Below are 24,904 nucleotides of genomic sequence, written 5' to 3' on the forward strand. Positions count from 1 at the left end.
GTCGACTCCTTGCCTTTCGTCTTTTCCGGCCCTGTTGCCAGCCTCTGTCCCGCGTGGACCGCGTGGACCGCGTGGACCGCATGGACCGCATGGACCGCGTGGATGACGTGGCTGCGGCGGCGGTGGCGATCGCCGGATCCGCAGGCGCGGCCCGCGTAGCCGCCCCGTGTTGACCGCAGACGTCATACGTATTACTTTAACGTTAATCGATGGATGGAAGCCGTCTCCGGCCGCGAACCCCGCAGCCTGCCCGCCGGAGGGCCGACCCACCAGGAAACCCCACCAAAAACCCCACCAGGAACCCCACCAAGAAGGAGTCGCCAATGTGGAGACATCGGCTCGTCGTCGGTGCCGTCGCGGGCGCGGCGGCGCTCGTCCTCGCGGCGGGCGGCGCGGCGGTCGCCGCCGGAGCCGGCCCGGTCGCGTACGCCAACGACGTCGGCACCCTCGCGACGACCGCCGGCTGTGGCCAGGCGCCCACGCTGACCAGCGGCACCCGCACGATCTCCAGCGGCGGCCAGAACCGCTCGTTCATCCTGCGGATCCCCGACAACTACGACCGCAACCATCCCTACCGGTTGATCTTCGCGTTCCACTGGAACGGCGGCACCGCCAACGAGGTCGACTCGGGCGGCACCAGCGGCTACCCGTGGTCGTACTACGGCCTCCGCGCGCTGTCCAACAACTCGGCGATCTTCGTCGCGCCCCAGGGCATCGGCAACGGCTGGGCCAACAGCGGCGGCCGGGACCTGACGTTCGTCGACGACATGATGCGGCAGATCGAGGCGGGTCTGTGCGTCGACACCACGCAGCGCTTCGCCATGGGCTTCAGCTACGGCGGCGGCATGAGCTACGCCATCGCCTGCGCGCGGGCCACGGTCTTCCGGGCGGTCGCCGTCTACTCCGGCGCGGAGCTCAGCGGATGCAGCGGCGGCAACCAGCCCATCGCGTACATCGGCATCCACGGGCTGCGGGACGGCACCATCCCCATCTCCACCGGCCGGTCGCTGCGTGACCGGTTCGTCAGGAACAACGGCTGCACCCCGCAGAACCCGCCCGAGCCGGCGCAGGGCAGCCTCACGCACACCCTCACCTACTACTCGGGATGCCGGGCCGGCTACCCGGTGGCGTGGGCCCCGTTCGACGGCCCGCACGCGCCCAACGCCGTGGACGGCTCCGCCGACCCGTACGCCCCCGGCGAGAAGTCCTGGACCCGGCCGGTGGTGTGGAGCTTCTTCACCCAGTTCGACGGCACCACCCCGCCGACGCCCACCCCGACCCCGACCAGCAGCCCCGCGCAGGGCAAGCAGGTCGTCGGCGGCCAGTCCGGTCGCTGCGTCGACGTGCCGAACGGCAGCACCACCAACGGCACCCAGACCCAGCTGTGGGACTGCATCGGCGGCGCCGCCGCCCAGAGCTGGACGTACACCGCGGGCAGGCAACTCCAGGTGTACGGCACCAAGTGCCTCGACGCCAGCGGCGCCGGCACCAGCAACGGCACCCAGGTGATCATCTGGGACTGCCACGGCGGCACCAACCAGCAGTGGAACGTCAACGCCAACGGCACCATCACCAACGCCCAGTCCGGGCTCTGCCTGGACGCCAACGCGGCGGGCACCGCCAACGGCACCAAACTCATCCTCTGGTCGTGCAACGGCCAGCAGAACCAGCAGTGGAGCCTGCGCTGACCCGCGACCGCCCCTGACAGGTGGCCCTCGGGCGACCAGCCGATGCCGGCCCGGCGTCTCGATCCGCCGGGCCGGCATCGCCGGCTGTGGCCGGTCGGCCGATCAGCCGGTCGGCCGGTCAGCGGGTCAGCGGCTTCAGCGGCTTCAGCCGCGTAGGCGCAGGCCACGCGGGGTGGCCCGGAACCCGGCGGCCGTCAGCGCGTCGCGCAGCGGGGACGCCGACACGGCCTCCCCGTCGGCCCGCTCCACGGAGATCGCGCCGAGCGCGCCCGTGTGCACCGCGTCGGCGAGCGCCCTGCCGGCCGCCGCGAGGGCGTCGGGGTCGTCGGTGAAGGAGAGGATCGTCCGGCCGCCCCGCTCGACGTAGAGCACCAGGTCGCCGCCGGCCAGCACGACCAGCGCGCCCGCCTTGCGGCCGGCCCGGTGCCCGCTCGCCGGTGCGGCCCCGTCGCCGGAGTCGACCGCCCGCTCGGGCCAGGGCAGCGCCGCACCGTACGGGTTGGCCGGGTCGGTGGCGGCGAGGACGAGCGCCCCGCCCCGGCTCCCGGCCGCCCCACCGCCACCGCCACGGCCTGCGGCCGGGTCGGCGAGGGCGCGGATCCGGTCGACCGCCCCGGGCACCGCGAACTGCGCCGCGCCCAGCCCCTCCACGAAGTAGCCCCGCCGGGCCGCCCCGCGCTCCTCCAGCGCCGACAGCACCGGGTAGACGGCCGCGAAGCCGCCCGCCACCTGCTCGGCGGCGACGGCGCCCCGGGTGACGACGCCGTGCCGTTCCAGCAGCACGTCGGCGAGCGCGGCGGCCCGCCGGGTCGGGTCGAGGTCGCGCTCGGGCAGCCGGGACCAGCGGCCCGCCACCGTGGGCGGGCCGCTGCGGCTGGGCAGCGCCACCCGGCCGGGACGGCGCAACCGGGTGCGCGGCGCGGCCGGCCGGGACCGGTGCGCCCCGCCGCCGGCGAGCGCCGCCCGCAGCGGGGCGAGGGTGTCGTTGGTAAGGTGCCCCGCCCACACCAGGTCCCAGATCACGGCGGTCAGCGCCGCGTCGTCGGTGCCGCCCACCCGGTCGGACAGCGACCGGAAGAACAGCGCCTGACCGTCGCCGAGCGCGTCGAGCACGGCGTCGTGCAACGGGGTACGCGCCAGCGCGTCGTCGGGCGGCGGGAGCAGCAGCGGCGCGGCGTCGGCGTACGCGAGGGCGACCCAGCCGTCGCCCCCGGAGATCGCCCCGGACCCGGCCCACAGCACCTCACCGCTGGCGCACAGCTCGTCGAGCTGGGCGGGGGAGTAGTCGGCGACCCGGCCGGGCAGCACCAGACGTTCCAGCGCGGACGCCGGCACGGCCGCGCCCTGCAACTGCTCGACGGCGGCGGCGACGGCCTCCATCCCCCGGGCCGACGAGCCGACCTGCTGCCAGCGGGGCAGGAACGCGGCAAGGGCCCGCGGCGGCACCGGCTCGATCTCCCGGCGCAGGGCCGCCAGGGAGCGCCGGCGCAGCAGCCGCAGCACCTCGGCGTCGCACCACTGGGCGCCCACGGTGTCGGGGGCGAACTCGCCGGAGACGACGCGCCCGGCGGCGGCGAGCCGGCGCAGCTCCTGCTCGACGACGGCCACCCCGAGCCCGAAGCGGGCGGCGCAGGTGGCGGCGGCGAACGGGCCGTGGGTGCGGGCGTACCGGGCGACCAGGTCGCCGAGCGGGTCGGCCACCGGGGCGAGGTGTGCCTCGGCTACCCCGACCGGCAGGGCCACGCCGAGGGCGTCGCGCAGCCGGGCGGCGTCCTCGACGACGACCCAGCGCTCCTGGCCGGCGACGCGCACGCGCAGCACCCGGCGGGCCGCCGCCAGGGCGGTGAGCCAGTCGACGGGCACGCCCCGCTCGGCCAGCTCCGCCTCCGACAGGTCGCCGACGGTGCGCAGCAGCTCCACGGCGTCCTCCGCGTCGCGGGGCCGGCGCTGCTCGGTCAGCCAGCGTAACTGCCGGTCGGTCTCGGCGAGCACCGCCGGGTCGAGCAGCTCCCGCAGGTCGACCCGGCCGAGCAGCTCGCCGAGCAGCGCCGAGTCCAGCGCCAGGGCGGCGGCCCGCCGCTCGGCCAGGGGCGCATCGCCCTCGTAGAGGAACGCCCCCACGTAGCCGAACAGCAGCGAGCGGGCGAACGGCGACGGCCGCTCGGTCTCGACCTCGACCAGGCGCACCCGGCGGGCGGCCAGGTCGCGCATCAGCCCGGCGAGGGCCGGCTGATCGAAGACGTCCTGGAGGCATTCCCGGGCGGCCTCCAGGGTGACCGGGAAGTCGGCGTACTCGCGGGCCACGTCGAGCAGCTGGGCGGCCCGCTGGCGCTGCTGCCACAGCGGCTGGCGGCGGCGCGGGTCGCGGCGGGGCAGCAGCAGCGACCGGGCTGCGCACTCCCGGAACCGGGACGCGAACAGCGCCGACGTGCCCACGGCCTCCTCGACGAGCTGGGTGATCTCGTCGGCCTCGAAGAGCACCACGTCGGCGCCGGGCGGGGAGTCGGCGGTGTCGGGCAGCCGCACCACGATCCCGTCGTCGGACGGCATGACCTGGGCGTCCACGCCGTACCGCTCGGCGAGCCGGCGGCCGATGGCCAGCGACCACGGGCCGTTGACGCGGGCGCCGAGCACGCTGTGCACGGCGAGCCGCCAGTCGCCCAGCTCGTCGCGGAACCGTTCGACCAGCACCGTGCGGTCGTCGGGCAGGGACCGGGTCGCGGCCTGCTGCTCCCGCAGGTAGGCCATCAGGTTGCCGGCGGCCCAGTCGTCGAGCCCTCCGGCGCGCAGCGCGGCCACCGCCGCCTCGTCGCCGTGGCGCAGCAGGGCCCGCACCCGGGCGCCGATGGCCCGGCCCAACTCCACCGGGCGGCCGAGCTGGTCGCCCTTCCAGAACGGCATCCGGGCGGCCTGGCCCGGGGCGGGGGAGACCAGCACCCGGTCGGGTGTGATGTCCTCGATCCGCCAGGACGACGAACCGAGCAGGAACACGTCGCCGACGCGGGACTCGTAGACCATCTCCTCGTCCAGCTCGCCGACCCGGGCGGCCCGCTCCGCCCCGGCGAGGAAGACGCCGAACAGGCCCCGGTCGGGGATGGTGCCGCCGCTGGTGACGGCGAGCCGCTGCGCGCCGGGCCGGCCGGTGAGCACGTCGGCGGCGCGGTCCCAGACCAGCCGGGGCCGCAGCTCCGCGAACGCGGTCGACGGATAGCGGCCGGAGAGCATGTCCAGCACGGCGTGCAGCGCGGAGTCGGGCAGCTCGGCGAACGGCGCGGCCCGGCGGACGACGACGGCCAGGTCGCCGACCCGCCACGGTTCGAGGGACACCATCGCGACGATCTGCTGGGCCAGCACGTCGAGGGGGTTGCGGGGGTGGTGCAGCTCCTCGATCGCCCCGGCGGCCATCCGCTCGGCGACGACGGCGCAGGAGAGCAGGTCGCCCCGGTGCTTGGGGAAGACCACGCCCCGGGAGACCGCGCCGACCTGGTGCCCGGCCCGGCCGACGCGTTGCAGGCCGGCGGCGATGCTGGGCGGGGCGGCGATCTGCACCACCAGGTCGACCGTGCCCATGTCGATGCCCAGCTCCAGGCTGGAGGTGGCCACCACGGCGGGGAGCTGGCCGGACTTGAGGGCCTCCTCGATGTGCTTGCGCTCCTCACGCGAGACGCTGCCGTGGTGGGCGCGGGCGACCACCGGTGCGGCCCCGGCCACCGCCCCCGCCTGGGCCATCACCTCGGCCGGCGGCCGGGGCCGACCCGTGCCGGGCAGCGCCGCGTCGGCGGGCAGCGCCGCGTCGGCCAGCTCGTCGGCGGCCAGCTCGTTGAGCCGGGCGCAGAGCCGCTCGGCGCTGCGCCGCGAGTTGGTGAAGACGATGGTCGACCGGTGCGCCCGGACCAGCGCGTAGACCCGTTCCTCGACCGCGGGCCAGATCGAGGCCCGGCGCGGCCCGGGGCCGCCCAGGTCGTCGGGGGGTGGCTCCTGCTCGTCGAGGCGGGTCATGTCCTCCACCGGCACCTCGACGCTGACCTCGATGGTCTTGGCGCTGGGCGGCTGCACCACGTCGACCGGGCGGGCCCCGCCGAGGAACCGGGCGCACGCGTCGATCGGCCGGACCGTGGCGGACAGGCCGATGCGCTGGGCGGGGGCGGGCAGCAGCTCGTCGAGGCGTTCCAGGGACAGCGCCAGGTGCGCGCCGCGCTTCGTCCCGGCGACCGCGTGCACCTCGTCGACGATCACCGTCTCGACCCCGCGCAGCGACTCCCGCGCGGCGGAGGTGAGCAGCAAGAACAGCGACTCGGGGGTGGTGATGAGGACGTCCGGCGGGGTGCGGGCGAAGGCCCGCCGCTCGTCGGCGGGGGTGTCGCCGGTGCGCATCCCGACGGTGATCTCCGGCGGGGCGACGCCGAGCCGGGTGGCGGCCTGCCGGATGCCGGCCAGGGGCGCGCGCAGGTTGCGCTCGACGTCGACGGCGAGGGCCTTGAGCGGGCTGACGTAGAGCACCCGGCAGCGCTGCCGGGGGTCGGCCGGCGGCGGCGAGGCGGCCAGCCGGTCCAGCGACCAGAGGAACGCCGCGAGGGTCTTGCCGGAGCCGGTGGGCGCGACGACCAGGGCGTTGCGCCGGGCCGCCACCGACCGCCAGGCCCCGATCTGGGCGGGAGTGGGCGTGGCGAAGGCCGCCGAGAACCACTCCCGGGTCGCCGGGCCGAATCCCGCCAGCACCCGGGCCGCCTCCGCCGCGCCGAACCCGGCCGTCACCTCCGCCACGCCGTCCATCCTGCCTCGCGGGTGGGACATCCGCGCGGGCCGGGACCGGTGGCCGCAGCCGAGGCACGTGGAGTGCCCCGCCCGCCGCTTGCAAGCGAAATGGGCCTTTATTCCGTTAAGGCTTACTTAACTGCTTGCTTCCACGCCGCAACCTAAAGTAACTTCGCGGAAAGCGAGACGTGGAGGAGCGCGGATGGTCGCCGAGGAGCGGGGTGCCGGTGCGGGCACCGACGTGCTCATCCGGAAGGTCGACAGCCATCTTGCCGCACTCCGCGCCGGCCTGCACGGCCCCGAGCTGGAGCTTGCCGAGCGGCTCGCGGCCTGCCTGCGCGAGCTGGTCCGGCAGACCGCCCAGTCCAGCGCGGCCGACCGGGGGCAGGTCCGCGCCGCCGTCCACTTCTTCGTCCTGCGCCGAGAGAGCCGGGGGCGGCTGCTCTCCGTGCGCTCGCTCGCCGCCGCCCAGCGCGTGGTCAACAAGGTCGTCGTCCAGCTCGACCGCCCCGACCTGCTCGTGGAGACCCGCCGCGACCTGCTGGTCTGAGGCTGTCACTCCCGCCAGCCGGCCAGCTCCACCCCCTTGGCCAGCTCGACCCGGAAGCCCATGGTGATCTCGCCGCTGTCGCCCGGCTCCAGCCGCAGCCGCCAGGTCAGCTCGCCCAGCTCGGTGCGCTCGGCCGGCGGCGGGGCGATCGTGGCCTCCCGCACGACCACCGCCTCGTCGCGGGACACCGGCAGTTGGTCACGCACCTCCACGGTCGCCGGCCGTGGGGTGTGGTTGGCCACCGAGATCCGATACTCCACGTCCCGCCGCCGGGTCGAGCCGAGCGTGGCCCGGGTCTCGGCGCGCCGGCCCAGCTTCCGCTCCACCCGCATTCGGTCGTCCACGCCGAGCGCCAGCTCCGTCTCCTCGCCGGGCGCCCACGTCGGCAGCTTCGTCGCCGCGACGAAGTCGGCCCCGTGGAAGACCGCCGCCGGGCCCGGCAGCAGCGTGTGCGCCGAGGTGTTGCGCACCGTCGCCCGCAGGTGCGCCTCGGCCGCGCGCACCGGCACGGTCACGTGGTCCAGCCGCGCCGGCAGCTCCAGCACCGCGATGGTCGCCCGGTACGCGCTGCCGTCCGCCGGCACCGCCACCGGCCGCGCCGGCCGGTAGGTGGCCGCGCTGACCCCCTGCTCGACCGTCGCCACGCTCTCGTGCACCTTGGGCCGCGGCGCGCCCGCGCGGGCCGCCCCGCCCGCGGCGGCGACTTCGAACGCCGGCCCGCCGGGCGGCGCGGGCGCCGGCGGCGCGCCGAAGCTCGCCGCCGGCATGGCGCCCCGGGGCGGCGGCAGCGGCCGGACCCGGTCGAGATACCAGGGCGACAGCTCGGGCACGCCCGTCGCCGCCGCCGGCCGGGCCGTCGAGAGCTGGAGCACGCACTCCGGCCAGTCCTCGCCGGTGTCCTGGCTGACCAGGCCGAACCAGGTCACGGTCACCGTGTCGTCGACCAGCCGCAGGTCGTAGGAGGGCTGCCAGCGGGCCCCGTCGACCAGGTAGGTCAGCTCCAGGTCCAGCTCGGCGTCGTCGGCGTCCACCGCCACCGTCACCTCGGCGGCCAGCCGGTCCGGCTCCCGCTTGCCCTGCGCGGCCTCCAACTGCCGCCGCACCGCCGCCAGGTCCTCGGCCAGCTCGGTCCGCCGCCGGGTCAACTCCCGCCGCCGCCCGTGCGAGTCGGCGAGCTGCCCGGCCACCGAGTCGGCGAAGGCCGCCACGTCGGCCGGCTCGGCGTCACCGGCGGCGAGCGCTCGGGCGTACGTGCCGCCGGCCCGCTCGGCCAGCCCGGAGAGGAACTGCCCCCGCTGCTCCTCGACCGCGTACGCGTCGTCGACCTCGGCCAGCTCGCCGGCCAGCTCCCGGCTGCGCTCCTCCAGCTCGCGGACCTGCCCGTCGGCGCTGCGCGCCTGCCGCCACGTGGTCACGTCCACGCCGAGCACCCTCGCCGCGCCCCTGCCGCCGACCCGCAGCGAGTCCCGGCGCAGGCCGAGCGGCAACGGGGCGACACGTACGCGGTGCTCACCGGCCGCCAGCCGGGCGCTGCCCCGGCGGGTGACCCGGGCCCGGTCCGGATAGACGGTGACGCCGACGACGGGTGCTTCGATCTCCACTGCGTTCACGGCGGCGAGGATAGCCGGGCGATGCTCGCGGTTCGGGTGGACCGAAGCGTGGCGCAGCCCACCGCGTACCGGCGCAAATTCCGGCAAAACCGCCCATCAAGCCGGAAACTGGCGTCTGATCGCTGATAGGCGTCTCCCTCGGCGCGCTGCTGCCACCTCGACCGGGAGCGCGGGTGCTCGTACTGCTGATCCTCCACCTGGTGGCGGCGCTCGTCGCGCCGCTGCTGGTCCGGTGGTGGGGCCCGCGCGCCTGCTACCCGCTCGCGCTCGCGCCGGCCGCCGCCTTCGGCTGGGCCGTGGCCCGCACGCCGGCCGTGCGCGACGGCGGCGCGGTCGTCGAGGCGTACCCCTGGGTGCCGCAACTGCGGCTGGAGCTGGCGCTGCGGCTGACCACCCTGTCCTGGCTGATGACCCTGCTCGTCGGCGGCGTCGGCGCGCTCGTGCTCGTCTACTGCGCGCGCTACTTCGCCGCCGGATCGGCCGGGCTGGCCCGGTTCGCGGCCGTGCTGGTCGCCTTCGCCGGCGCGATGCTCGGCCTGGTCCTCGCCGACGACCTGCTGCTGCTGTACGTCTTCTGGGAGCTGACCACGATCTTCTCCTACCTGCTGATCGGGCACAGCACCACGCGGCGGGCCAGCCGGTGGGCGGCGGCGCAGGCGCTCACGGTGACCACGTTCGGCGGCCTGGCGATGCTCGTCGGGTTCCTGATGCTCGGCCGGGACACCGGCGGGCACCGCTGGTCGGAACTCGCCGGCGCGGGGCTGCCGACCGGCGGCTACCTGGTCACCGCCGTGCTGCTGGTGCTGGCCGGGGCGTTGGCCAAGTCGGCGGTCCTGCCGTTCAGCGGCTGGCTGCCGCAGGCGATGGCCGCGCCGACGCCGGTCAGCGCGTACCTGCACGCGGCGGCGATGGTCAAGGCCGGCGTCTACCTGCTCGGCCTGCTCGCCCCCGTGCTGGCCACCGCCGGCCCGTGGCGGCCCGTGACGGTCACCGCCGGGCTGCTCACCATGCTGGTCGGCGGGTGGGCCGCGCTGCGCCAGTGCGACCTGAAGCTGCTGCTGGCGTACGGCACGCTCAGCCAGCTCGGGCTGCTCACCGTCGCGCTCGGCGCGGGCACCCCGAAAGCCGCGCTCGCGGGCACGGCGATGCTGCTCGCGCACGCGCTGTTCAAGGCGGCCCTGTTCCTCGTCGTCGGCGCGATCGACCACAGCGCCGGCACCCGCGACCTGCGGGAACTGTCGGGGCTCGGGCGGCGGGCCCCGCTGCTGGCCGCCGTCGGGGCGCTGGCCGCCGCCTCCATGGCCGGGCTGCCGCCGCTGGTCGGCTTCGTCGCCAAGGAGGCCGTCCTCGCCGCGTTCACCGACCAGCCGCTGGTCCTCGCGGGGCTCGTCGCCGGCACGGTGCTCACCGTCGCGTACACGGCCCGCTTCGTCTGGGGCGCGTTCGGCACGCGCCCGCACGCCGACCGGACCGAGCCGCAGCCCGTACCCGCCGCCATGCTGGGGCCGCCCGCCCTGCTGGCCGCCGCCGGGCTCGCCGTCGGGCTGCTCGCCGGCCCGACGGGCGCGCTGCTGCTCCCGTACGCCGAGATCTTCGGCCCGGTGCCCGAGCACCTCGCGCTCTGGCACGGGCCGACCCCGGCGCTCGGCCTGTCCGCCCTGGCCCTGGCCGGCGGCGCGGCCCTGTTCGCGCTGCGCGGCCCGCTCGCCCCCGCGCTGGCCCGGCTGCGCGCGCCGGTGGGCGGCGCCCAGGGGTACGAGTGGCTGACCCACCGCTTCGACCGGCTCGCCATCGAGGTCACCAGCGCCACCCAGCGCGGCTCCCTGCCGCAGTATCTCGGCACGATCCTGCTGGTCCTCGTCGTCGTGCCCGGCGGGGCGATGCTGGCCGCCGGCCCGTGGCGGCAGCGGGTCCCGCTGTGGGACACCCCGCTGCAACCGGTCGTCGGCGTGGTCGCGGCGGTGGCCGCGCTGCTCGCCATCGGCGCGCGTCGCCGGCTCACCGCCATGCTGCTGGTCGGGGTCACCGGCTACGGCACCGCGATGATGTTCGTCCTGCACGGCGCGCCCGACCTGGCGCTCACCCAGTTCCTGGTGGAGACGGCGACCATCGCCGTCTTCGTGCTGGTGCTGCGCCGGCTGCCCGAACGGTTCTCCGCCCGCCCGCTGCGCCGCAGCCGGTGGGTGCGCCGCGCCGTCGGGGTCGCCGTCGGGCTCGTCCTCGCCGGGCTCTGCCTGGTCGCGGTCGGCGCCCGCACCGCGCCGTCCGTCTCGCGGGCCTTCCCCGGCCTCGCCGTCAGCGAGGGGCACGGCCGCAACGTGGTCAACGTGACCCTGGTCGACATCCGGGCCTGGGACACCATGGGCGAGATGTCCGTGCTCGTCGTGACCGCGACCGGGGTGGCCAGCCTGGTCTTCCAGCGGTCCCGCACCGGCCCCCGCCCGCGCCGCCCCCGCCGCCCCGAGCGCACCGACCAGCGGGGCCCGCAGCGGCCGGTGTGGCTGCGCGGCGGCCCCACCCTCGCCGAGCGCCGCCGGTCCATCGTCTTCGAGGTGGTCACCCGGCTGCTCTTCCACACCATCGTGCTGTTCTCCCTGTTCCTGCTCTTCTCCGGCCACAACGCCCCCGGCGGCGGCTTCGCAGGCGGCCTGGTCGCCAGCCTCGCCCTGGCCGTGCGCTACCTCGCCGGCGGCCGGTACGAGCTGGCCGAGGCGGCCCCCGTCGGCGCCGGCACGGTCCTCGGGGCCGGCCTGGCGGTGTCCGTCGGCACCGGCGCGTTCGGTCTCCTCGTCGGCGGGTCCGTGCTCCAGAGCGCGAAACTCGACCTGTGGCTGCCCGGCGTCGGCGACCTCTACGTCGTCACGTCGCTCTTCTTCGACGTCGGGGTGTACCTGATCGTGGTCGGCCTGGTGCTGGACATCCTGCGCAGCCTCGGCGCCGAGGTCGACCGGCACATCGAGGCGGCCGGCAGGAGCGAGCGCGGGCTGATCGTGGACCCGCAGGGGCGGCGGCCGTGAACGGCAGCGGAGCGACGCTGGTGCTGATCGTCGTCGTCGGGGTGCTCGCCGGCGCCGGCGTCACCCTGCTGCTGGAGCGCAGCCTGACCCGGATCCTGCTCGGCCTCATCCTGCTCGGCAACGGGGTCAACCTGCTGATCCTGCTCAGCGGCCGGTCCGGGGACGCGCCCGTTGTGGGCGCCGCGCCGGCCGACCGGATGAGCGACGCGCTGCCGCAGGCGATGGTCCTCACCGCCATCGTGATCACCTTCGGGTTCACCGCGTTCCTGCTGGCCGTCGCGTACCGCAGCTGGTATCTCACCGGCAACGACGAGGTGCAGGACGACCTGGAGGACCGCCAGGTCGCCGAGCTGGCCGCCCGCAACGAGCTGCCCGCGCGCGACCTCGGCGGCGAGGGCCCCGACGGCGACGCCGAACAGGTCGACCCGGAGCCGCACCTGCGCCGGCAACACCGGGGGGAGACGTCGTGACGGGGTACGGGCCGCTCGTCCCGCTGCCGGTGGTGGTGCCGCTGCTGGGCGCCGCCCTCACCCTGCTGCTGGCCAACCGGCCCCGGCTCCAGCGCGCCGTCAGCGTGGTGGTGCTGGCCGTCACCCTGGTGGTCGCCGCGGTGCTGCTCGTCGAGGCGTACCGGCACGGGCCGGTCGTGGTGAGCATCGGCGGCTGGCCCCCGCCGGTGGGGATCGTGCTGGTCGCCGACCAGCTCGCCGCGCTGATGCTGGTGGTCTCCTCCGCCGTGACGCTGTGCGTGCTGCTCTACTCGATCGGGCAGGGCCGGGGGGACATCGGCGAGTCCGCGCCCGTCACCATCTACCACCCCACCTACCTGGTGCTCACCGCCGGCGTCACCAACGCCTTCCTCGCCGGTGACCTGTTCAACCTCTTCGTCGGCTTCGAGATCCTGCTGGCGGCGAGCTTCGTGCTGATCACGCTCGGCGGCACCGAGGGCCGGATCCGGACCGGGTCGACGTACGTGGTGGTCAGCATCCTGTCCTCGATGATCTTCCTGGCCGGGGTGGGCCTCGTGTACGCCGCCACCGGCACCGTCAACATGGCCCAGCTCGCCGGGCGGCTCGACGCGCTGCCCGCCGACGTGCGGCTCGCCCTGCAACTCACCCTGCTGCTCGCCTTCGGGATCAAGGCGGCCGTGTTCCCGCTGTCGGCCTGGCTGCCGGACAGCTACCCGACCGCGCCCGCCCCCGTCACCGCGGTCTTCGCTGGCCTGCTCACCAAGGTCGGCGTGTACGCGGTCATCCGCACCGAGACCCTGCTCTTCCCCGGCGGCGACGTCGCCGGCCTGCTGATGGTGGTGGCCGGGCTGACCATGGTGGTCGGCATCCTCGGCGCGGTCGCCCAGTCGGACATGAAGCGGCTCTTCTCGTTCACGCTGGTCAGCCACATCGGCTACATGATCTTCGGGGTGGCGCTGAGCAGCGTCGCCGGCCTGTCCGGGGCGATCTTCTACGTGGTCCACCACATCACCATCCAGACCACCCTGTTCCTGGTCGCCGGGCTCGTCGAGGCGCGCGCCGGCAGCACCGACCTGCGCCGGCTCGGCGGCCTGGCCCGGGTGGCCCCGCTGCTCGGGGTGCTCTTCTTCGTGCCGGCGATGAACCTCGCCGGGATCCCGCCGCTGTCCGGGTTCCTCGGCAAGCTGGGCCTGCTCCAGGCCGGGATCGGCGTCGGCGGCGTGCTGCCCTGGGTGCTGGTCGCCGCCGGCACCGCCACCAGCCTGCTCACCCTCTACGTCGCGTCCCGGGTGTGGAACATCGCGTTCTGGCGGGCGCCCCAACTGGCCGCCACCGACCCGCCGACCCGGCTGCCCACCCTGATGGTCGGCGCCACCACGGCCCTCGTCGCGCTGGGCCTGGTGTTCACCGTGGCCGCCGGCCCGCTGTTCGGGGTGACCACCGACGCGGCGATCGACCTGCGCGCCCGCACCCCGTACGTGCGGGCCGTCCTCCCCGGCGGCGCGCCGTGACGCGGCGCGCCGTGACGCGGCGGGCCCGCCCCGCCCGGGGGGCGCGGTGATCCGGCGGGCCGCCGGGGGCCGGCGGCGGGGGCCGGTCGTCGACCCCGACGCCCCGGTGACCCGGGTACGCGCCCGGCTCGGCCGCTGGCGGGACCGGCTGCTGGCGCTGGCCTGGATGGTGCTGATCTGGTGCCTGCTCTGGGGACGGTTCTCCTGGGGCAACCTGCTCGGCGGACTGCTCGTCGGCGGGGCGGTGCTGCTCTTCTTCCCGTTGCCGCCGGTGACGTTCGGCGGCCGGCTGCGCCTGCGGGCGCTGCTGGAGCTGGCCGGCCGGTTCGTCACCGAGCTGGTCAGCGCCAGCATCCACGTGGCCCGGATCGCGGTGCAGCCGGGCTACCGGCCCCGGGGCGCGATCATCGCGGTACGGCTGCGCGTGCGCACCGACCTGAACCTGGCGCTCACGGCGGAGGCGATCTCGCTGGTGCCCGGCACCCTGATCGTCGAGGTCGACCGGGAACGGGGCCTGCTCTACGTGCACGTGCTCGACGTACGCGGACCGCAGGACCTGACCGGCAGCCGCGACCGCATCCTCGCCACCGAGGCCCGGATCGTGCGCGCGATCGGCTCGGCCGCCGAACTCCGCCTCCTCACCGCCCCCGCCGATCCCGTTGCTCCCACCGAGAGGGGAATCGACCAGTGAAGGTCGTCCTCGCCACCGTGCTCACCGTGCTCCTGTCGGTCACCGCGCTGCTGGCGCTGGCCCGGATGTACCGCGGCCCGTCCCTGCTGGACCGCGTGATCGCAGCCGACGTCCTGCTCAACACGATGGCCGGCGCGGTCGGCGCGGAGGCGGCGGTCAACCGGCACGCCACCACCCTGCCCGTGCTCGTGGTGCTCTCCCTGCTCGGCTTCGTCGGCGCGGTGGCCCTGGTCCGCTTCGCCGTCCGGGAGGAGCCGTGAGCGCGGGCCTCTTCGCCACCGCTGGTTGGCTGAGCGCGGGCGTCTTCGCCGCCCCCGGTTGGCTGAGCGCGGGTGCCGTGGCCGCCCCTGGTTGGCTGAGCGGGGGTGTCGTGGCCGCCCCTGGTTGGCTGAGCGCGGGTGCCGTGGCCGACTGGCTGGGCGCCGGGTGCCTGGTCGCCGGGGGACTGCTCAGCCTCGCCGCCGGGATCGGCGTGCTGCGCTTCCCGGACGTGCTCGACCGGATGCACGCGGCCACCAAGCCGCAGGTGCTCGGCGTGCTGCTGCTGCTCGCCGGGGTGGCGCTGCGGCTGCGTACCCCCGACGACATCGGCATGATCGTGCTGGTGGCGGTCTTCCAACTGGCCACCGCTCCGGTGGCGGCCCAGATGGTCGGCCGCGCCGCGTACCGCTCGGGCCGGGTCGACCGCTCCCTCCTCGACGTCGACGAACTCGCCGACGGGGGGTAAGGAAGGGCCCCTTGTTAACGCTTTTGGTATAGGAAGGGCCCCTTCTTAACAGGTGGGCCCGTTCCGCCCAGCGGGTGAGAAGGGTGCCCTTCTCTACCGTATGCGTTAACAAGGGGCCCTTCCTTGCACCCTCAGCGGGCGCTCAGGTGACGCCGATAAAATGGGCGGCATGATCGACTCTTCTGCCCAGGAGGGCAGCAGTAGCCAGCCGGGTCGTGCCCGGCATCTTCCCGTTCCGACGACCCCGGGAGCCCTGAGCGACCCGTGTTGATCGTCGTCGGACTCGTCCTCATCACCGTTCTGACCGCCGCCACCGGCTACTTCGTGGCCCAGGAGTTCGGCTACGTCGCCGTGGACCGGGGCCGCCTCCGGCAGCTCGCCGACGACGGCGACCAGGCCGCCGCCCGGGCCCTGGAGGTCACCGGCCGGCTGTCGTTCATGCTCTCCGGAGCGCAGCTCGGCATCACCGTGACCGCGCTGCTGGTCGGCTACGTCGCCGAGCCGTACCTGGGCGCGGGGCTGGCCGAGCTGCTCGGCGTGGCCGGGGTCTCCACGGCCGTCGCCCTGCCGCTGTCGGTCGCGCTGGCGCTGGTCATCGCGACCGTCGTGCAGATGGTCCTCGGCGAGCTGGCCCCGAAGAACCTGGCCATCGCCCGCGCCGAGCCGCTGGCCCGGGCGCTGAGCCGGTCCACCCTGATCTACCTGAAGATCGCCGGGCCGGTGATCACCCTGTTCGACAAGGCCGCCGTTCGGCTGCTGCGCCGGCTCGGCATCGAGCCGATCGAGGAGCTGCCCAGCGGGGCCACCCCGGAGGACCTGGAGCAGATCATCGCCGAGTCCCGCGAGGAGGGGCACCTCGACGCGGAGATGTCCGACCTGCTCGACCGGGGGCTCGACTTCCGGGAGCTGACCGCCGGGGAGGCCATGGTCCCCCGGGTCGACGTGCACACCGTCCGGGCGCACGAGCCGCTGAGCCGGGTGGTGGAGCTGCTCGACACCGGGCACTCCCGGTTCCCCGTACGCGGCGCCGACGGCGTCGACGACCTGGCCGGCGTCGTCGGCATCGCCGACGTGCTGGCGGTGCCCCCGGCCGAGCGCGCGACGACCCCGGTCAGCGCGGTGGCCGTACCCCCGTTGCTGGTGCCCGAGACGCTGCCGCTGCCGACGGTGCTGGACCGGCTGCGGTCCGGGCACCGGCAGCTCGCCTGCGTGGTCGACGAGTACGGCGGCTTCGCCGGCGTGATCACGCTGGAGGACCTGGCCGAGGAGCTGGTGGGCCCGATCCGCGACGAGGACGACCCGCCGGAGCGGGCGCCGGCCCGGCAGGACGACGGGTCCTGGGTGGTGCCGGCGCGCTGGCGGATCGACGAGGTCGCCGACAGCACCGGCATCGAGCTGCCCGAGGCGCCGGAATACGACACGGTCTCCGGGCTGGTCATGCGCGAGCTGGGCCGGGTGCCCGAGGTGGGCGACCGGCTGGAGATCGCGCTGCCCGCCGACGGTGACGCCGAGACCGGGGCGCGCGCCCTGGTCGAGGTGCTGGCCGTGGACCGCCACGTCGCCGACTCGGTCCGGCTCCGGCTGGCGGGCGACCCGGGCGACAGCGCCGCCGGCGCCGCCGACACCATCGCGGGAGTCGGGTCAGGCGGCGCGGGCCGAAGGCCGGGCGGCGCTGCGAACCCGGCGCAGGGCGGGGAGGAGGCGGCATGAGCCCCGGCATCGCCCTCGTCGTGTCCATCGTGCTGCTGGCGCTGAACGGGTTCTTCGTGGCCGCCGAGTTCGCGCTGGTGGCCAGCAAGCGCTACCGGCTGGAGCAGGCCGTCGCCACCGGCGGCGGCCGGGGGGCCCGCGCGGCGCTGGACGGCGTACGCGAGCTCTCCCTGATGCTGGCCGGCGCGCAGCTCGGCATCACGCTGTGCACCCTGGGCCTCGGCGCGTTGGCCGAGCCGGCGATCGAGCACCTGCTCAGCCCGCTGCTGCACGCCGTGGGCCTGCCGACCGCGGCGAGCCACGTCGTGGCGCTGGTCTTCGCCCTGGGCCTGGTCACCTTCCTGCACCTGGTGGTCGGCGAGATGGCCCCGAAGTCGTGGGCGATCACCGACGCGGAGCGGTCGGCCACCCTGCTGGCGCTGCCGTTCCGGGCGTTCGCCCGGGTGGCGCGGCCGGTGCTGTCGGCGCTGAACGCGGTGGCCAACGCGATGCTGCGGCTGGTGCGGGTGCGCCCGCAGGACCAGCTCGCCCAGGTGCACGGCCCCGACGAGCTGCGGATCCTGCTGGAGCAGTCCCGCGAGCACGGGCTGCTCGGCGCGGAGCAGCACCGGATGCTCACCAGCATGCTGGAGCTCCAGGGCACCACGGTCGCCCAGGTGATGGAGCCTTTCGACCGGATCGTCACGGTCGGCCGGGACGACCCGGCCGAGCGGGTCGAACAGGTCTCCCGCGACAGCGGCCGGTCCCGGCTGGCCGTGCTGGACGCCGGCGGCGAGGTGTGCGGCCTGGTGCACGTGCGGGAGGCCGTGCGGGTCACCACGACGGGCCGGTCGGCGACCGCCGGGGAGCTGATGACCGAGGCGTTCACGCTGCCGGCGTCCGCGTCGGTGACGGAGGCCGTGACCGCGATGAAGGGCCGGCGGGCCCAGCTCGCCCTGGTCCGCAACGGCGGCGGCCCGACCCGGCCCATCGGGTTCGTGGCGCTGGAGGACCTGCTGGAGGAGGTCATCGGCGAGTTCGACGACGAGACCGACCCGGTGCCCCGGGGCCGTCGGATGCGCTGACGCCCCCCACTGACGCCCGTGCGGCCGGCCCGGCACCCACCGGGCCGGCCCCGGCGTCCGCGGCGGGCCGGCAGGAGTGTCCGGCCGCCGGCGGGGAAAGCCGTGCCACCACCGAGGGGGTACGGAGGAAAGCGCCGTGCGGCTGACCGGGGTGTCGCCGGAGTCCGGCTGGACCGGGCTGTCGGTGCGGACCACGCTGCCCAACCCGAGCACCCGGCCCGGGCTGCGGCTGCCCGGCCGGGTCACCCTGCGCGCCGGGCCGGACGACGTGCCGGTCCGGCGGCTCCGGCTCGGCCTGGTCAGCCAGGTCGAGCCGGACGACCCGGCCGCGCCCCGGCGGCTCGTCCAGTTCCACCAGGTGACGATCGCGGGCGCGTTCGTGGTGCCGGCCGGGCGACGGCGGGCGGTCGACTTCGCCGTGCCGCTGCCCTGGGAGACCCCGGTGACGATCTTCGGCGGGGTGCCGCTGATGAGCCTGCGGATGGGGCTGCGCACGGAGGCGTCCCTCGACGTGGACCTGGAGCAGGGCGCGCTGGTGCCGATCTTCGTGCATCCCCTGCCGACCCAGCAGCACGTCCTCGCCGCGCTGGACACGCTCGGCTTCAGCATGCGCCAGGCCGGCCTGGTCGACGGCCGGCTGCCCGGGGTGGAGCAGGCGCTCCCGCTGCACCAGCGGCTCGGCTGGTGGGTGGCCCCGCTGTACGCCGGGCCGATCACCGAGCTGGAGGTGATCTTCGTGGCGAACTCGGCGGGCCTGGAGGTGCTGCTGTGGGCCGACCGCCGGCTCTCCCTCGCCGGCGTCACCCACCAGAGCATCAGCCGGTTCCGGGTGTGGCACGCGGACGCGGACCGGGTGGACTGGGTCGCGGTGGTCGACGGCTGGCTGCGCCACGCGATCAACCGGCACGCCGCCGCGGCGGCGCACGCCGACTGGTCGGCGCGGATCACCGAGTCGGCGCACGTCAGCCGCTCCCCGGACCAGCCCGTCCGCCCCGGCTACGGCCTCGGCGGCACCGCCGGCGGCGCGGGCATCGGCGGCGGCGGGGGCGGCGACGGCACCTGACGCCCGCCCGCCGGTGCGCGTGCCTGCCGGTGCGCGCGCCTGCCGGTGCGGTAAGAAGGGGACCCTTCTATACCGTATGCGTTAACAGGGGGCCCTTCCTTACACCGAGGCGGTGGCGAGCTTGACGCTGAAGCCCAGGAAGAGCGCCGCCACCCCGGTGGTCGCCCCGGCGGCCAGCCGCCGCCGCTGCCGGAACTGCGCCGCCAGGAACGTGCCCGCGAAGATCAACGCGGTGAGGTACAGCGCGCTGGTGACCTGGGCGATCAGCCCGAGCAGCAGGAACGACAGCGCCGGCCAGGCGTACCCGGGGTCGACGAACTGGATGAAGAACGAGACGAAGAACAGGATCGCCTTCGGGTTGAGCAGGCTGATCACCAGCGCCCGCCGGAACGGGCTGCGCAGCTCCGCCGGCTCGGCGGCGTCGATCAGCCGCGGCGTGGCCGGGTCGTTGCGGTCCCGCCAGCGCCGCCACGCGCCGCGCAGCATGGTCAGCCCGACCCACCCGAGGTACGCCGCGCCCGCGTACTTCACCACGAGGAACAGCGGCGGGTACGCCTTGAGCAGCGACGCCACCCCGGCGGCGGAGAGCGTCATCAGCGCCGCGTCGCCGAGGAAGACCCCACCGGCGGCCCGGTAGCCGGCGCGTACCCCGCGCTTGGCGGCGGTGGAGAGCACGAAGAGCGAGTTGGGGCCGGGCAGCAGCACGATCGCCACGGTCCCCAGCACGTACGTCCAGATGTCGGTGATGCCCAGCACGCCCGACATCATCGCGCCGGCGTCGGGCCGGGGCGAAGCCGTTCCCGCAGCCTGGCCTGTGCGTTCGGCCACTCCTCGTCGGTCAGCGAGTACTGCACCGTGTCCCGCCAGGTGCCGTCGGGGCGCAGCCGGTGCCGGCGCAGCACCCCCTCGCGGGTGGCGCCGAGCCGCTCGATGGCCCGCTGGGAGCGCTCGTTGCGGATGTCGGTGTGCCAGACCACCCGCACCGCGCCCAGCTCCCCGAAGGCGCGGGCGAGCAGCAGCAGCTTCGCCTCGGTGTTGACGCCGGTGCGCCACCAGGGCCGGCCCAGGTAGGTGTAGCCGATGGCGACCGCCCGGCGTTCGGGGTCGACCTCGTAGTACGACGTGGTGCCGACCACCGCGCCGGTGACGGCGCAGCGCTGCACCCACGGCACCCGCTCGCCGCGGTGGTGGGCGTCGAGGGCGGCCCGGATCGTCTCGGCCGTGCCGGCCGGGTCGGCGGGCTGGCGGCTGCCCAGGTGCTGCCAGACCTGCGGGTCGGCGGTGGCGGCGTGCAGCTCGTCGGCGTGCGCGAGGTCCAGCGGTTCGAGGACGACGTGCGCGCCCCGCAGCGTGGCCGGCTCCAGCCAGGGCGAGCGGTCCGGCCGCAGGTACGCCGGCAGCGGCGCGGTCACGCCCGCGTCGGGCTCGGGCCGCCCGGCGGTCAGCCGCAACGGCAGCACCCCGGCCCAGTGCGGCAGGTCGTGGTCGCCGGGTTCGTCGCGTACGCCGCCGGTGCGGGTGCGGACGGAGACCTCGCGCAGCGGCAGCGCCAGCACGGCGGTCTCGGCGAGCTCGCGGCGGCTGTCGGCGCTGCGCCCGGCGGCGGCCTTCTCCACCAGGGCGGTCAGCGCGGCGGACTTCTCGCCGGGGTCGGTGACCAGGTGCGCGGTGCCGTGCGCGACCACCGACCGGTAGTTGGCGCTGTGGTGGAACTGGGAGCGGCCAAAGATCAGCCCGTCGAGCAGGGTGACCGCCACGCAGACGGGCAGGCCGTTGCCCCGGGCGGCGAGCAGCGGCCGGCTGCCGGTGGAGCCGTGCAGGTAGAGCGTGTCGCCGACGCGGACGTGCAGGGTGGGCAACACCCGGGGCTCGCCGCCGACGGTGAACGCGAGCGCGCAGTGGTACGCCTCGTCGAGCACGGCGTGCGCGGCGGCCCGGTCGTAGCTCATCCGGTCGCGGCTGCGGGTGGCGGTGGTCCGGGGGGTGGGTGGGTACATGCGAGGACCCGCTTTCGTACTAGTACAATCCTCGAATTGTGTCAGCACGCTATCAGGTCACCGGCCGGACGGCCGCCGCGATCTCCGCCAGCATCGAGTCGGGCGTCCGCCTCGGCGACCTGCCGGCCGGGGCCGCCCTGCCCCCGGTGCGGGCCCTCGCCGCCGAGCTGGGCGTCAGCCCGGCCACCGTGGCCCGCGCCTACCAGGACCTGCGCCAGCGCGGCCTGCTCGCCACCGCCGGCCGGCACGGCACCCGCGTCCGCCCCCGCCCGCCGGTGGCCACCCGCCGGGCGCTGCGCCCGAGCGCCGCGCCCGGCGTGCGCGACCTGTCCCTCGGCGAGCCCGACACCCGGCTGCTCCCGCCCCTCGGCCCGCACCTGGCCGCCCTCGCCGCCGACTTCGGCATCCCCATCGGGTACGCCTCGGCCGGCGTCCTGCCCGAGCTGGCCGACGCGGCCCGGGAGCGGCTCGCCGCCGACGGGGTGCCGGCCGACGACGTCACGGTCACCGGCGGGGCGCTCGACGGCATCGAGCGGCTGCTCGCCGCCCACCTGCGCCCCGGCGACGCGGTCGCCGTCGAGGACCCCGGCTGGGCCAACCTCCTCGACCTCGTCGCCGCCCTGGGGCTGCGCCCGATCGGGGTGCCGGTGGACGACGAGGGCCCGATCGAGGCCGGGGTACGCGCCGCCCTGGCCGCCGGGGCCCGCGCCCTGGTGGTGACCAGCCGGGCGCAGAACCCGACCGGGGCGGCCGTCTCCGCCGACCGGGCCGCCGCGCTGCGCGCCCTCCTCGCCGGCCGCGAGGACCTGCTGCTGATCGAGGACGACCACGCCGCCGAGCTGGCCCGCGTACCGCTGCACCCGCTCGCCGGGGTGACCGGGGCATGGGCCTTCGTCCGGTCGGTGAGCAAGCCCTACGGGCCCGACCTGCGGCTGGCCGTGCTGGCCGGCGACGAGGCCACCGTCGCCCGGGTCGCCGGCCGGGCCCGCGTCGGCGCGGGCTGGGTCTCCACCGTGCTGCAACGCCTCGTGCTCGCGCTGTGGCGCGAACCGGCCACGGCCGCCCTGGTCGACCGGGCCGGCGCGAGCTACGAGCGCCGCCGGGGCGACCTGCTCGCCGCGCTGGCCACGCGCGGGCTGGCCGGGCACGGTCGCACCGGCATCAACGTCTGGCTCCCGGTGCCCGACGAGACCAGCGCCGTCACCGCCCTGCGCGACGCCGGCTGGGCGGTGGCACCGGGCGCGCTGTTCCGCATCGCCGCCGCCCCCGGCGTGCGCGTCACGGTCAGCCAGCTGGACCCCGCCGACCTCCCGGCCCTGGCCGACGCAATGGCCAGGGCCCTCCACCCTCACCCCCCGTCAACCTTCACCGCCTGACGCCCCCACCCCCCACCGCGGCCCCCCACCCGCCCGCCGCCCCCGCCCGCCGCCCCCCGCCCGCGTGATCAAGAGGTTTGCGTCACCGTCCGGCCGGATCCTGACGCAAACCTCTTGATCAACTCCCGGAGGCGGGCGGGGCGCGCCGGGTGGGGGTGGCTGCGTGGGCGGGGCGGCGGGGGGTAGAAAGATCGGCATGACCGACAAGACCGACACCGCCCCCGGTGCGCAGCAGTTCATTCCGCCGCAGGCCGACACCCTCGACGCGCTGCGCGCCGCCGCAGGCGGCTGCCGGGGCTGTGAGCTGTACCGGGACGCCACCCAGACGGTCTTCGGCCGCGGCGGCGCCGACGCCCGGGTGGTGCTGGTCGGCGAGCAGCCCGGCGACATGGAGGACCAGAAGGGGCTGCCGTTCGTCGGCCCGGCCGGCCGGCTGCTGCGCCGGGCGGTCGACGACGCCGGGCTCGACCCGACGAGCCTCTACCTCACCAACGCGGTGAAGCACTTCCGCTTCGAGCTGCGCGGCAGGCGGCGCATCCACCAGACCCCGGACCGGGTGCACGTCACCGCGTGCCGGCCCTGGCTGGTGGCCGAGTTCGCCCGGCTGCGCCCGGAGGTCGTCGTGGTGCTCGGCGCGACCGCCGCCAAGGCGCTGCTCGGCCCGTCGTTCCGGGTCACCCGGCAGCGCGGCACGCTGATGCCCTGGCCGGCGTCGGCCGAGCGGCCGGAGGACTTCGCCCGGGTGCCGGTCGACTCGGCCGGCGGGGTCGCCGACGCCCCGGCGGTCCGGCTCCTGGCCACCATCCACCCGTCGGCGGTGCTGCGCGCCGACGACCAGGACACCGCGTACGCCGGGCTGGTCGCCGACCTGACGGTCGCCGCCGGCGCCCTGGCAGCCTGACCCACCAGGGTTTCCGATCGTGGACAGTTGTCGTTCCGGCGGGACCGCAACTGTCCAAGGTCCGGGGGTTGCGTGAGGATGGGCGGGCCGCACCCCCCCCGCCGGAGCCCCGGCCGTCACCGAGGAGCCCCCGATGGCCACCGACCTCACCGCGCCGGCACCGAGCCGCGCCGACGTCGCCCCGATCCAGCGCCGCACGCTGCGGCTGCTCGTCGTGACCCAGATCATCGGCGGCATCGGGGTCACCATCGGCATCTCGGTCGGCGCGCTGCTCGCCGCCCGGATCGCCGGCACGGCGGTCGCCGGCCTGGCGCAGAGCGCGGCGGTGGTCGGCGGCGCGCTGCTCGCCGTCCCGGTCACCCGGATCATGACCGGGCACGGCCGCCGGCCGGGGCTGGTCACCGCGTACCTGGTCGGGGCGGCCGGGGGCGTGCTGGTGGTGCTCGCCGCGGCGACCCGCCAGGTGCCGCTGCTCTTCCTCGGCATGCTGCTGTTCGGCGGGGGCTCGGCGGCCAACCTCCAGGCCCGCTACACGGCCGTGGACCTCGCCGAGCCGACCCGCCGGGGCCGCCAGCTCTCCCTGGTCGTCTGGGCCACCACGATCGGGGCGGTGGCCGCGCCGAACTTCGCCGCGCTGGCCGACCGCACCACCCGGGGCTGGGGGCTGCCGTCGCTGGCCGGCCCGTTCGCGTTCAGCGCGGTGGCGTTCGCCCTCACCGCCGGCGTACTGCTGGCGCTGTTGCGGCCCGACCCGCTGCTCACCGCGCGCCGGCTGGCGGACGCCGAGGCCGCTCCCGACGCCGCCGCTCCCGGCGAAGCCGCCGGGCGGCGCGGCGCGGGCATGCGGGCCGCCTGGCGGGTGGTCCGCGAGCGGCCGGCGGCCCGGCTGGGCATCGCCGCCGTCGCGGTCGGCCACCTCGTGATGGTCGCGGTGATGTCGATGACCCCGGTACGCCTCGGCGAGTACCACGACGACTCCGCCGTGCTCGGGGTGGTCGGGGTGGTGCTCAGCCTGCACATCGCCGGCATGTACGCGCTCGCCCCGGTGGTCGGCTGGCTCACCGACCGGCTCGGCCGGCGGCCGGTGATCCTCGGCGGACTGGCCGTGCTGCTGGCCGCCTGCGCGGTGGCGGGCGGCTCCGGGCACCACACACCCGGCCTCTCGGTCGGCCTGGTCCTGCTCGGGCTGGGCTGGTCGGGGACCATGGTGGCCGGCTCCACCCTGCTGTCGGAGTCGGTGCCCGCCGACGTGCGGCCCAGCGTGCAGGGGCTCTCCGACCTGACGATGGGCCTGGCGGGGGCCGCCGCCGGGGCGCTGAGCGGGTTCGTCATGCAGGTCGCCGGGTATCCGGCGCTGACCCTGCTGGCCGCGATCGCGACGGTGCCCCTGCTGGCGCTAGCGTTGCGGGCGGCGCCCGGGCGGGCGCCGGACAAGGAGGACCGACCGTGCGGCTGACCGACTTCTGGGCCCGGCTGGAGGAGGCGTTCGGCCCGGGGTACGCGGCCAGCCTCGCCTCGGACCAGGTGCTGTCCCAGCTCGGCGGGCGGACCATCGAACAGGCGCTCCGGTCGGGTGAGCAGACCCACGTCGTGTGGCGCGCGGTGGTCGCCGCGTACCCCGACCGGGTGCCCGCGCGACTACGCTGAGCAGCCTTTTCTTTCCCTCCGCGTGTCGCTTGCCGAGTCGTACACCTGTTCGGCTATTGTCCACAGCGGGGTGCTCGTCCACAGCTCGCGGCCCGTCGGCTGGTTTTCTGTCGGACCCAGCGCCTAG

General features: G+C 75.9%; 18 protein-coding genes and 1 pseudogene. 15 read left to right on the forward strand and 4 right to left on the reverse strand.

The annotated features are described in order from the left end of the window. The first annotated feature begins 323 nt into the window (after positions 1–323). Complete coding sequence (locus tag ACFYWL_RS06025) at positions 324–1,688, forward strand: RICIN domain-containing protein (protein WP_386967998.1); 1,365 nt, start codon at positions 324–326, stop codon at positions 1,686–1,688. 144 nt (positions 1,689–1,832) lie between these two features. Here the strand turns inward: ACFYWL_RS06025 and ACFYWL_RS06030 are convergent, their stop codons facing one another. Next, positions 1,833–6,461: an ATP-dependent helicase gene (locus tag ACFYWL_RS06030; RefSeq protein ID WP_386968000.1), complete on the reverse strand. Its 4,629-nt coding sequence runs from the start codon at positions 6,459–6,461 to the stop codon at positions 1,833–1,835. A gap of 184 nt (positions 6,462–6,645) precedes the next feature. On the opposite strand from ACFYWL_RS06030, the gene ACFYWL_RS06035 reads away from it, so the two are divergent. Next, positions 6,646–6,993: a hypothetical protein gene (locus ACFYWL_RS06035; RefSeq protein ID WP_386968003.1), complete on the forward strand. Its 348-nt coding sequence runs from the start codon at positions 6,646–6,648 to the stop codon at positions 6,991–6,993. A 5-nt stretch (positions 6,994–6,998) separates the two neighbouring features. On the opposite strand, the gene ACFYWL_RS06040 is transcribed toward ACFYWL_RS06035, so the two are convergent. Further along, the gene (locus ACFYWL_RS06040; protein WP_386968006.1) at positions 6,999–8,603 is read right to left on the reverse strand and encodes a DUF4139 domain-containing protein; all 1,605 of its coding nucleotides are present in this window, start codon (positions 8,601–8,603) and stop codon (positions 6,999–7,001) included. Between the two features lie 173 nt (positions 8,604–8,776). Between ACFYWL_RS06040 and ACFYWL_RS06045 the strand changes: the two genes are divergently transcribed. From ACFYWL_RS06045 to ACFYWL_RS06085, 9 genes and pseudogenes are all read left to right on the forward strand, one after another. Continuing rightward, positions 8,777–11,620, forward strand: a complete 2,844-nt coding sequence (locus ACFYWL_RS06045) for a Na+/H+ antiporter subunit A (protein WP_386968009.1) — start codon at positions 8,777–8,779, stop codon at positions 11,618–11,620. Then, positions 11,617–12,090, forward strand: a complete 474-nt coding sequence (locus tag ACFYWL_RS06050) for a Na(+)/H(+) antiporter subunit C (protein WP_386968011.1) — start codon at positions 11,617–11,619, stop codon at positions 12,088–12,090. The genes ACFYWL_RS06045 and ACFYWL_RS06050 overlap by 4 nt, the downstream gene beginning before the upstream one ends. Continuing rightward, positions 12,087–13,601 (forward strand): Na+/H+ antiporter subunit D, encoded by a 1,515-nt coding sequence (locus tag ACFYWL_RS06055; RefSeq protein ID WP_386968013.1) that lies wholly within the window; start codon positions 12,087–12,089, stop codon positions 13,599–13,601. The genes ACFYWL_RS06050 and ACFYWL_RS06055 overlap by 4 nt, the downstream gene beginning before the upstream one ends. A gap of 46 nt (positions 13,602–13,647) precedes the next feature. Next, positions 13,648–14,292, forward strand: coding sequence for a Na+/H+ antiporter subunit E (locus ACFYWL_RS06060; RefSeq protein ID WP_386968014.1), 645 nt, complete (start codon positions 13,648–13,650; stop codon positions 14,290–14,292). After that, entirely contained in the window at positions 14,289–14,552 is a 264-nt protein-coding gene (locus ACFYWL_RS06065; protein ID WP_386968016.1) for a monovalent cation/H+ antiporter complex subunit F, read from the forward strand. Before ACFYWL_RS06060 ends, ACFYWL_RS06065 begins: the two co-directional genes overlap by 4 nt. Before the next feature lie 128 nt (positions 14,553–14,680). Then, positions 14,681–15,019, forward strand: a complete 339-nt coding sequence (gene mnhG, locus ACFYWL_RS06070; protein WP_386968758.1) for a monovalent cation/H(+) antiporter subunit G — start codon at positions 14,681–14,683, stop codon at positions 15,017–15,019. 264 nt (positions 15,020–15,283) lie between these two features. Beyond that, a pseudogene (locus ACFYWL_RS06075) lies at positions 15,284–16,618 on the forward strand (hemolysin family protein); the annotation flags it as partial. A 107-nt stretch (positions 16,619–16,725) separates the two neighbouring features. Beyond that, a complete protein-coding gene (locus ACFYWL_RS06080) occupies positions 16,726–17,793 on the forward strand; it encodes a hemolysin family protein (RefSeq protein ID WP_386968019.1) in 1,068 nt (355 codons plus the stop codon). A 136-nt stretch (positions 17,794–17,929) separates the two neighbouring features. Continuing rightward, on the forward strand, positions 17,930–18,856 hold the full coding sequence (locus tag ACFYWL_RS06085) for a sporulation protein (protein ID WP_386968022.1): 927 nt from the start codon (positions 17,930–17,932) through the stop codon (positions 18,854–18,856). A gap of 99 nt (positions 18,857–18,955) precedes the next feature. Here ACFYWL_RS06085 and leuE read toward each other — a convergent pair whose 3' ends face one another. Together leuE and ACFYWL_RS06095 are read right to left on the reverse strand one after the other, a co-directional pair. Further along, positions 18,956–19,624: a leucine efflux protein LeuE gene (gene leuE / locus ACFYWL_RS06090; protein WP_386968025.1), complete on the reverse strand. Its 669-nt coding sequence runs from the start codon at positions 19,622–19,624 to the stop codon at positions 18,956–18,958. Continuing rightward, on the reverse strand, positions 19,621–20,853 hold the full coding sequence (locus tag ACFYWL_RS06095; protein WP_386968028.1) for a bifunctional pyridoxamine 5'-phosphate oxidase family protein/GNAT family N-acetyltransferase: 1,233 nt from the start codon (positions 20,851–20,853) through the stop codon (positions 19,621–19,623). Before ACFYWL_RS06095 ends, leuE begins: the two co-directional genes overlap by 4 nt. A gap of 38 nt (positions 20,854–20,891) precedes the next feature. Here ACFYWL_RS06095 and ACFYWL_RS06100 point away from each other — a divergent pair, with 38 nt between their 5' ends. The 4 genes from ACFYWL_RS06100 to ACFYWL_RS06115 all read left to right on the forward strand — a co-directional run bounded on the left by ACFYWL_RS06100 (position 20,892) and on the right by ACFYWL_RS06115 (position 24,777). Beyond that, positions 20,892–22,229 (forward strand): aminotransferase class I/II-fold pyridoxal phosphate-dependent enzyme, encoded by a 1,338-nt coding sequence (locus ACFYWL_RS06100; protein WP_386968031.1) that lies wholly within the window; start codon positions 20,892–20,894, stop codon positions 22,227–22,229. A gap of 196 nt (positions 22,230–22,425) precedes the next feature. Then, the gene (locus tag ACFYWL_RS06105) at positions 22,426–23,130 is read left to right on the forward strand and encodes a UdgX family uracil-DNA binding protein (RefSeq protein ID WP_386968034.1); all 705 of its coding nucleotides are present in this window, start codon (positions 22,426–22,428) and stop codon (positions 23,128–23,130) included. Between the two features lie 133 nt (positions 23,131–23,263). Continuing rightward, entirely contained in the window at positions 23,264–24,586 is a 1,323-nt protein-coding gene (locus ACFYWL_RS06110; RefSeq protein ID WP_386968037.1) for an MFS transporter, read from the forward strand. Beyond that, a complete protein-coding gene (locus ACFYWL_RS06115; RefSeq protein WP_386968040.1) occupies positions 24,577–24,777 on the forward strand; it encodes a DUF3046 domain-containing protein in 201 nt (66 codons plus the stop codon). Before ACFYWL_RS06110 ends, ACFYWL_RS06115 begins: the two co-directional genes overlap by 10 nt. Positions 24,778–24,904 lie beyond the last annotated feature (127 nt).

The organism is Micromonospora sp. NPDC002575 (assembly GCF_042889525.1).
GTDB lineage: Bacteria > Actinomycetota > Actinomycetes > Mycobacteriales > Micromonosporaceae > Micromonospora > Micromonospora carbonacea.

Excerpts from the sequence above, each read along its gene's own strand:
- ACFYWL_RS06025 (WP_386967998.1), top strand. The coding sequence starts at position 324 with ATGTGGAGACATCGGCTCGTCGTCGGTGCCGTCGCGGGCGCGGCGGCG.
- ACFYWL_RS06030 (WP_386968000.1), bottom strand. The coding sequence starts at position 6,461 with ATGGACGGCGTGGCGGAGGTGACGGCCGGGTTCGGCGCGGCGGAGGCG.
- ACFYWL_RS06035 (WP_386968003.1), top strand. The coding sequence starts at position 6,646 with ATGGTCGCCGAGGAGCGGGGTGCCGGTGCGGGCACCGACGTGCTCATC.
- ACFYWL_RS06080 (WP_386968019.1), top strand. The coding sequence starts at position 16,726 with ATGAGCCCCGGCATCGCCCTCGTCGTGTCCATCGTGCTGCTGGCGCTG.
- leuE (WP_386968025.1), bottom strand. The coding sequence starts at position 19,624 with ATGATGTCGGGCGTGCTGGGCATCACCGACATCTGGACGTACGTGCTG.
- ACFYWL_RS06095 (WP_386968028.1), bottom strand. The coding sequence starts at position 20,853 with ATGTACCCACCCACCCCCCGGACCACCGCCACCCGCAGCCGCGACCGG.
- ACFYWL_RS06105 (WP_386968034.1), top strand. The coding sequence starts at position 22,426 with ATGACCGACAAGACCGACACCGCCCCCGGTGCGCAGCAGTTCATTCCG.
- ACFYWL_RS06110 (WP_386968037.1), top strand. The coding sequence starts at position 23,264 with ATGGCCACCGACCTCACCGCGCCGGCACCGAGCCGCGCCGACGTCGCC.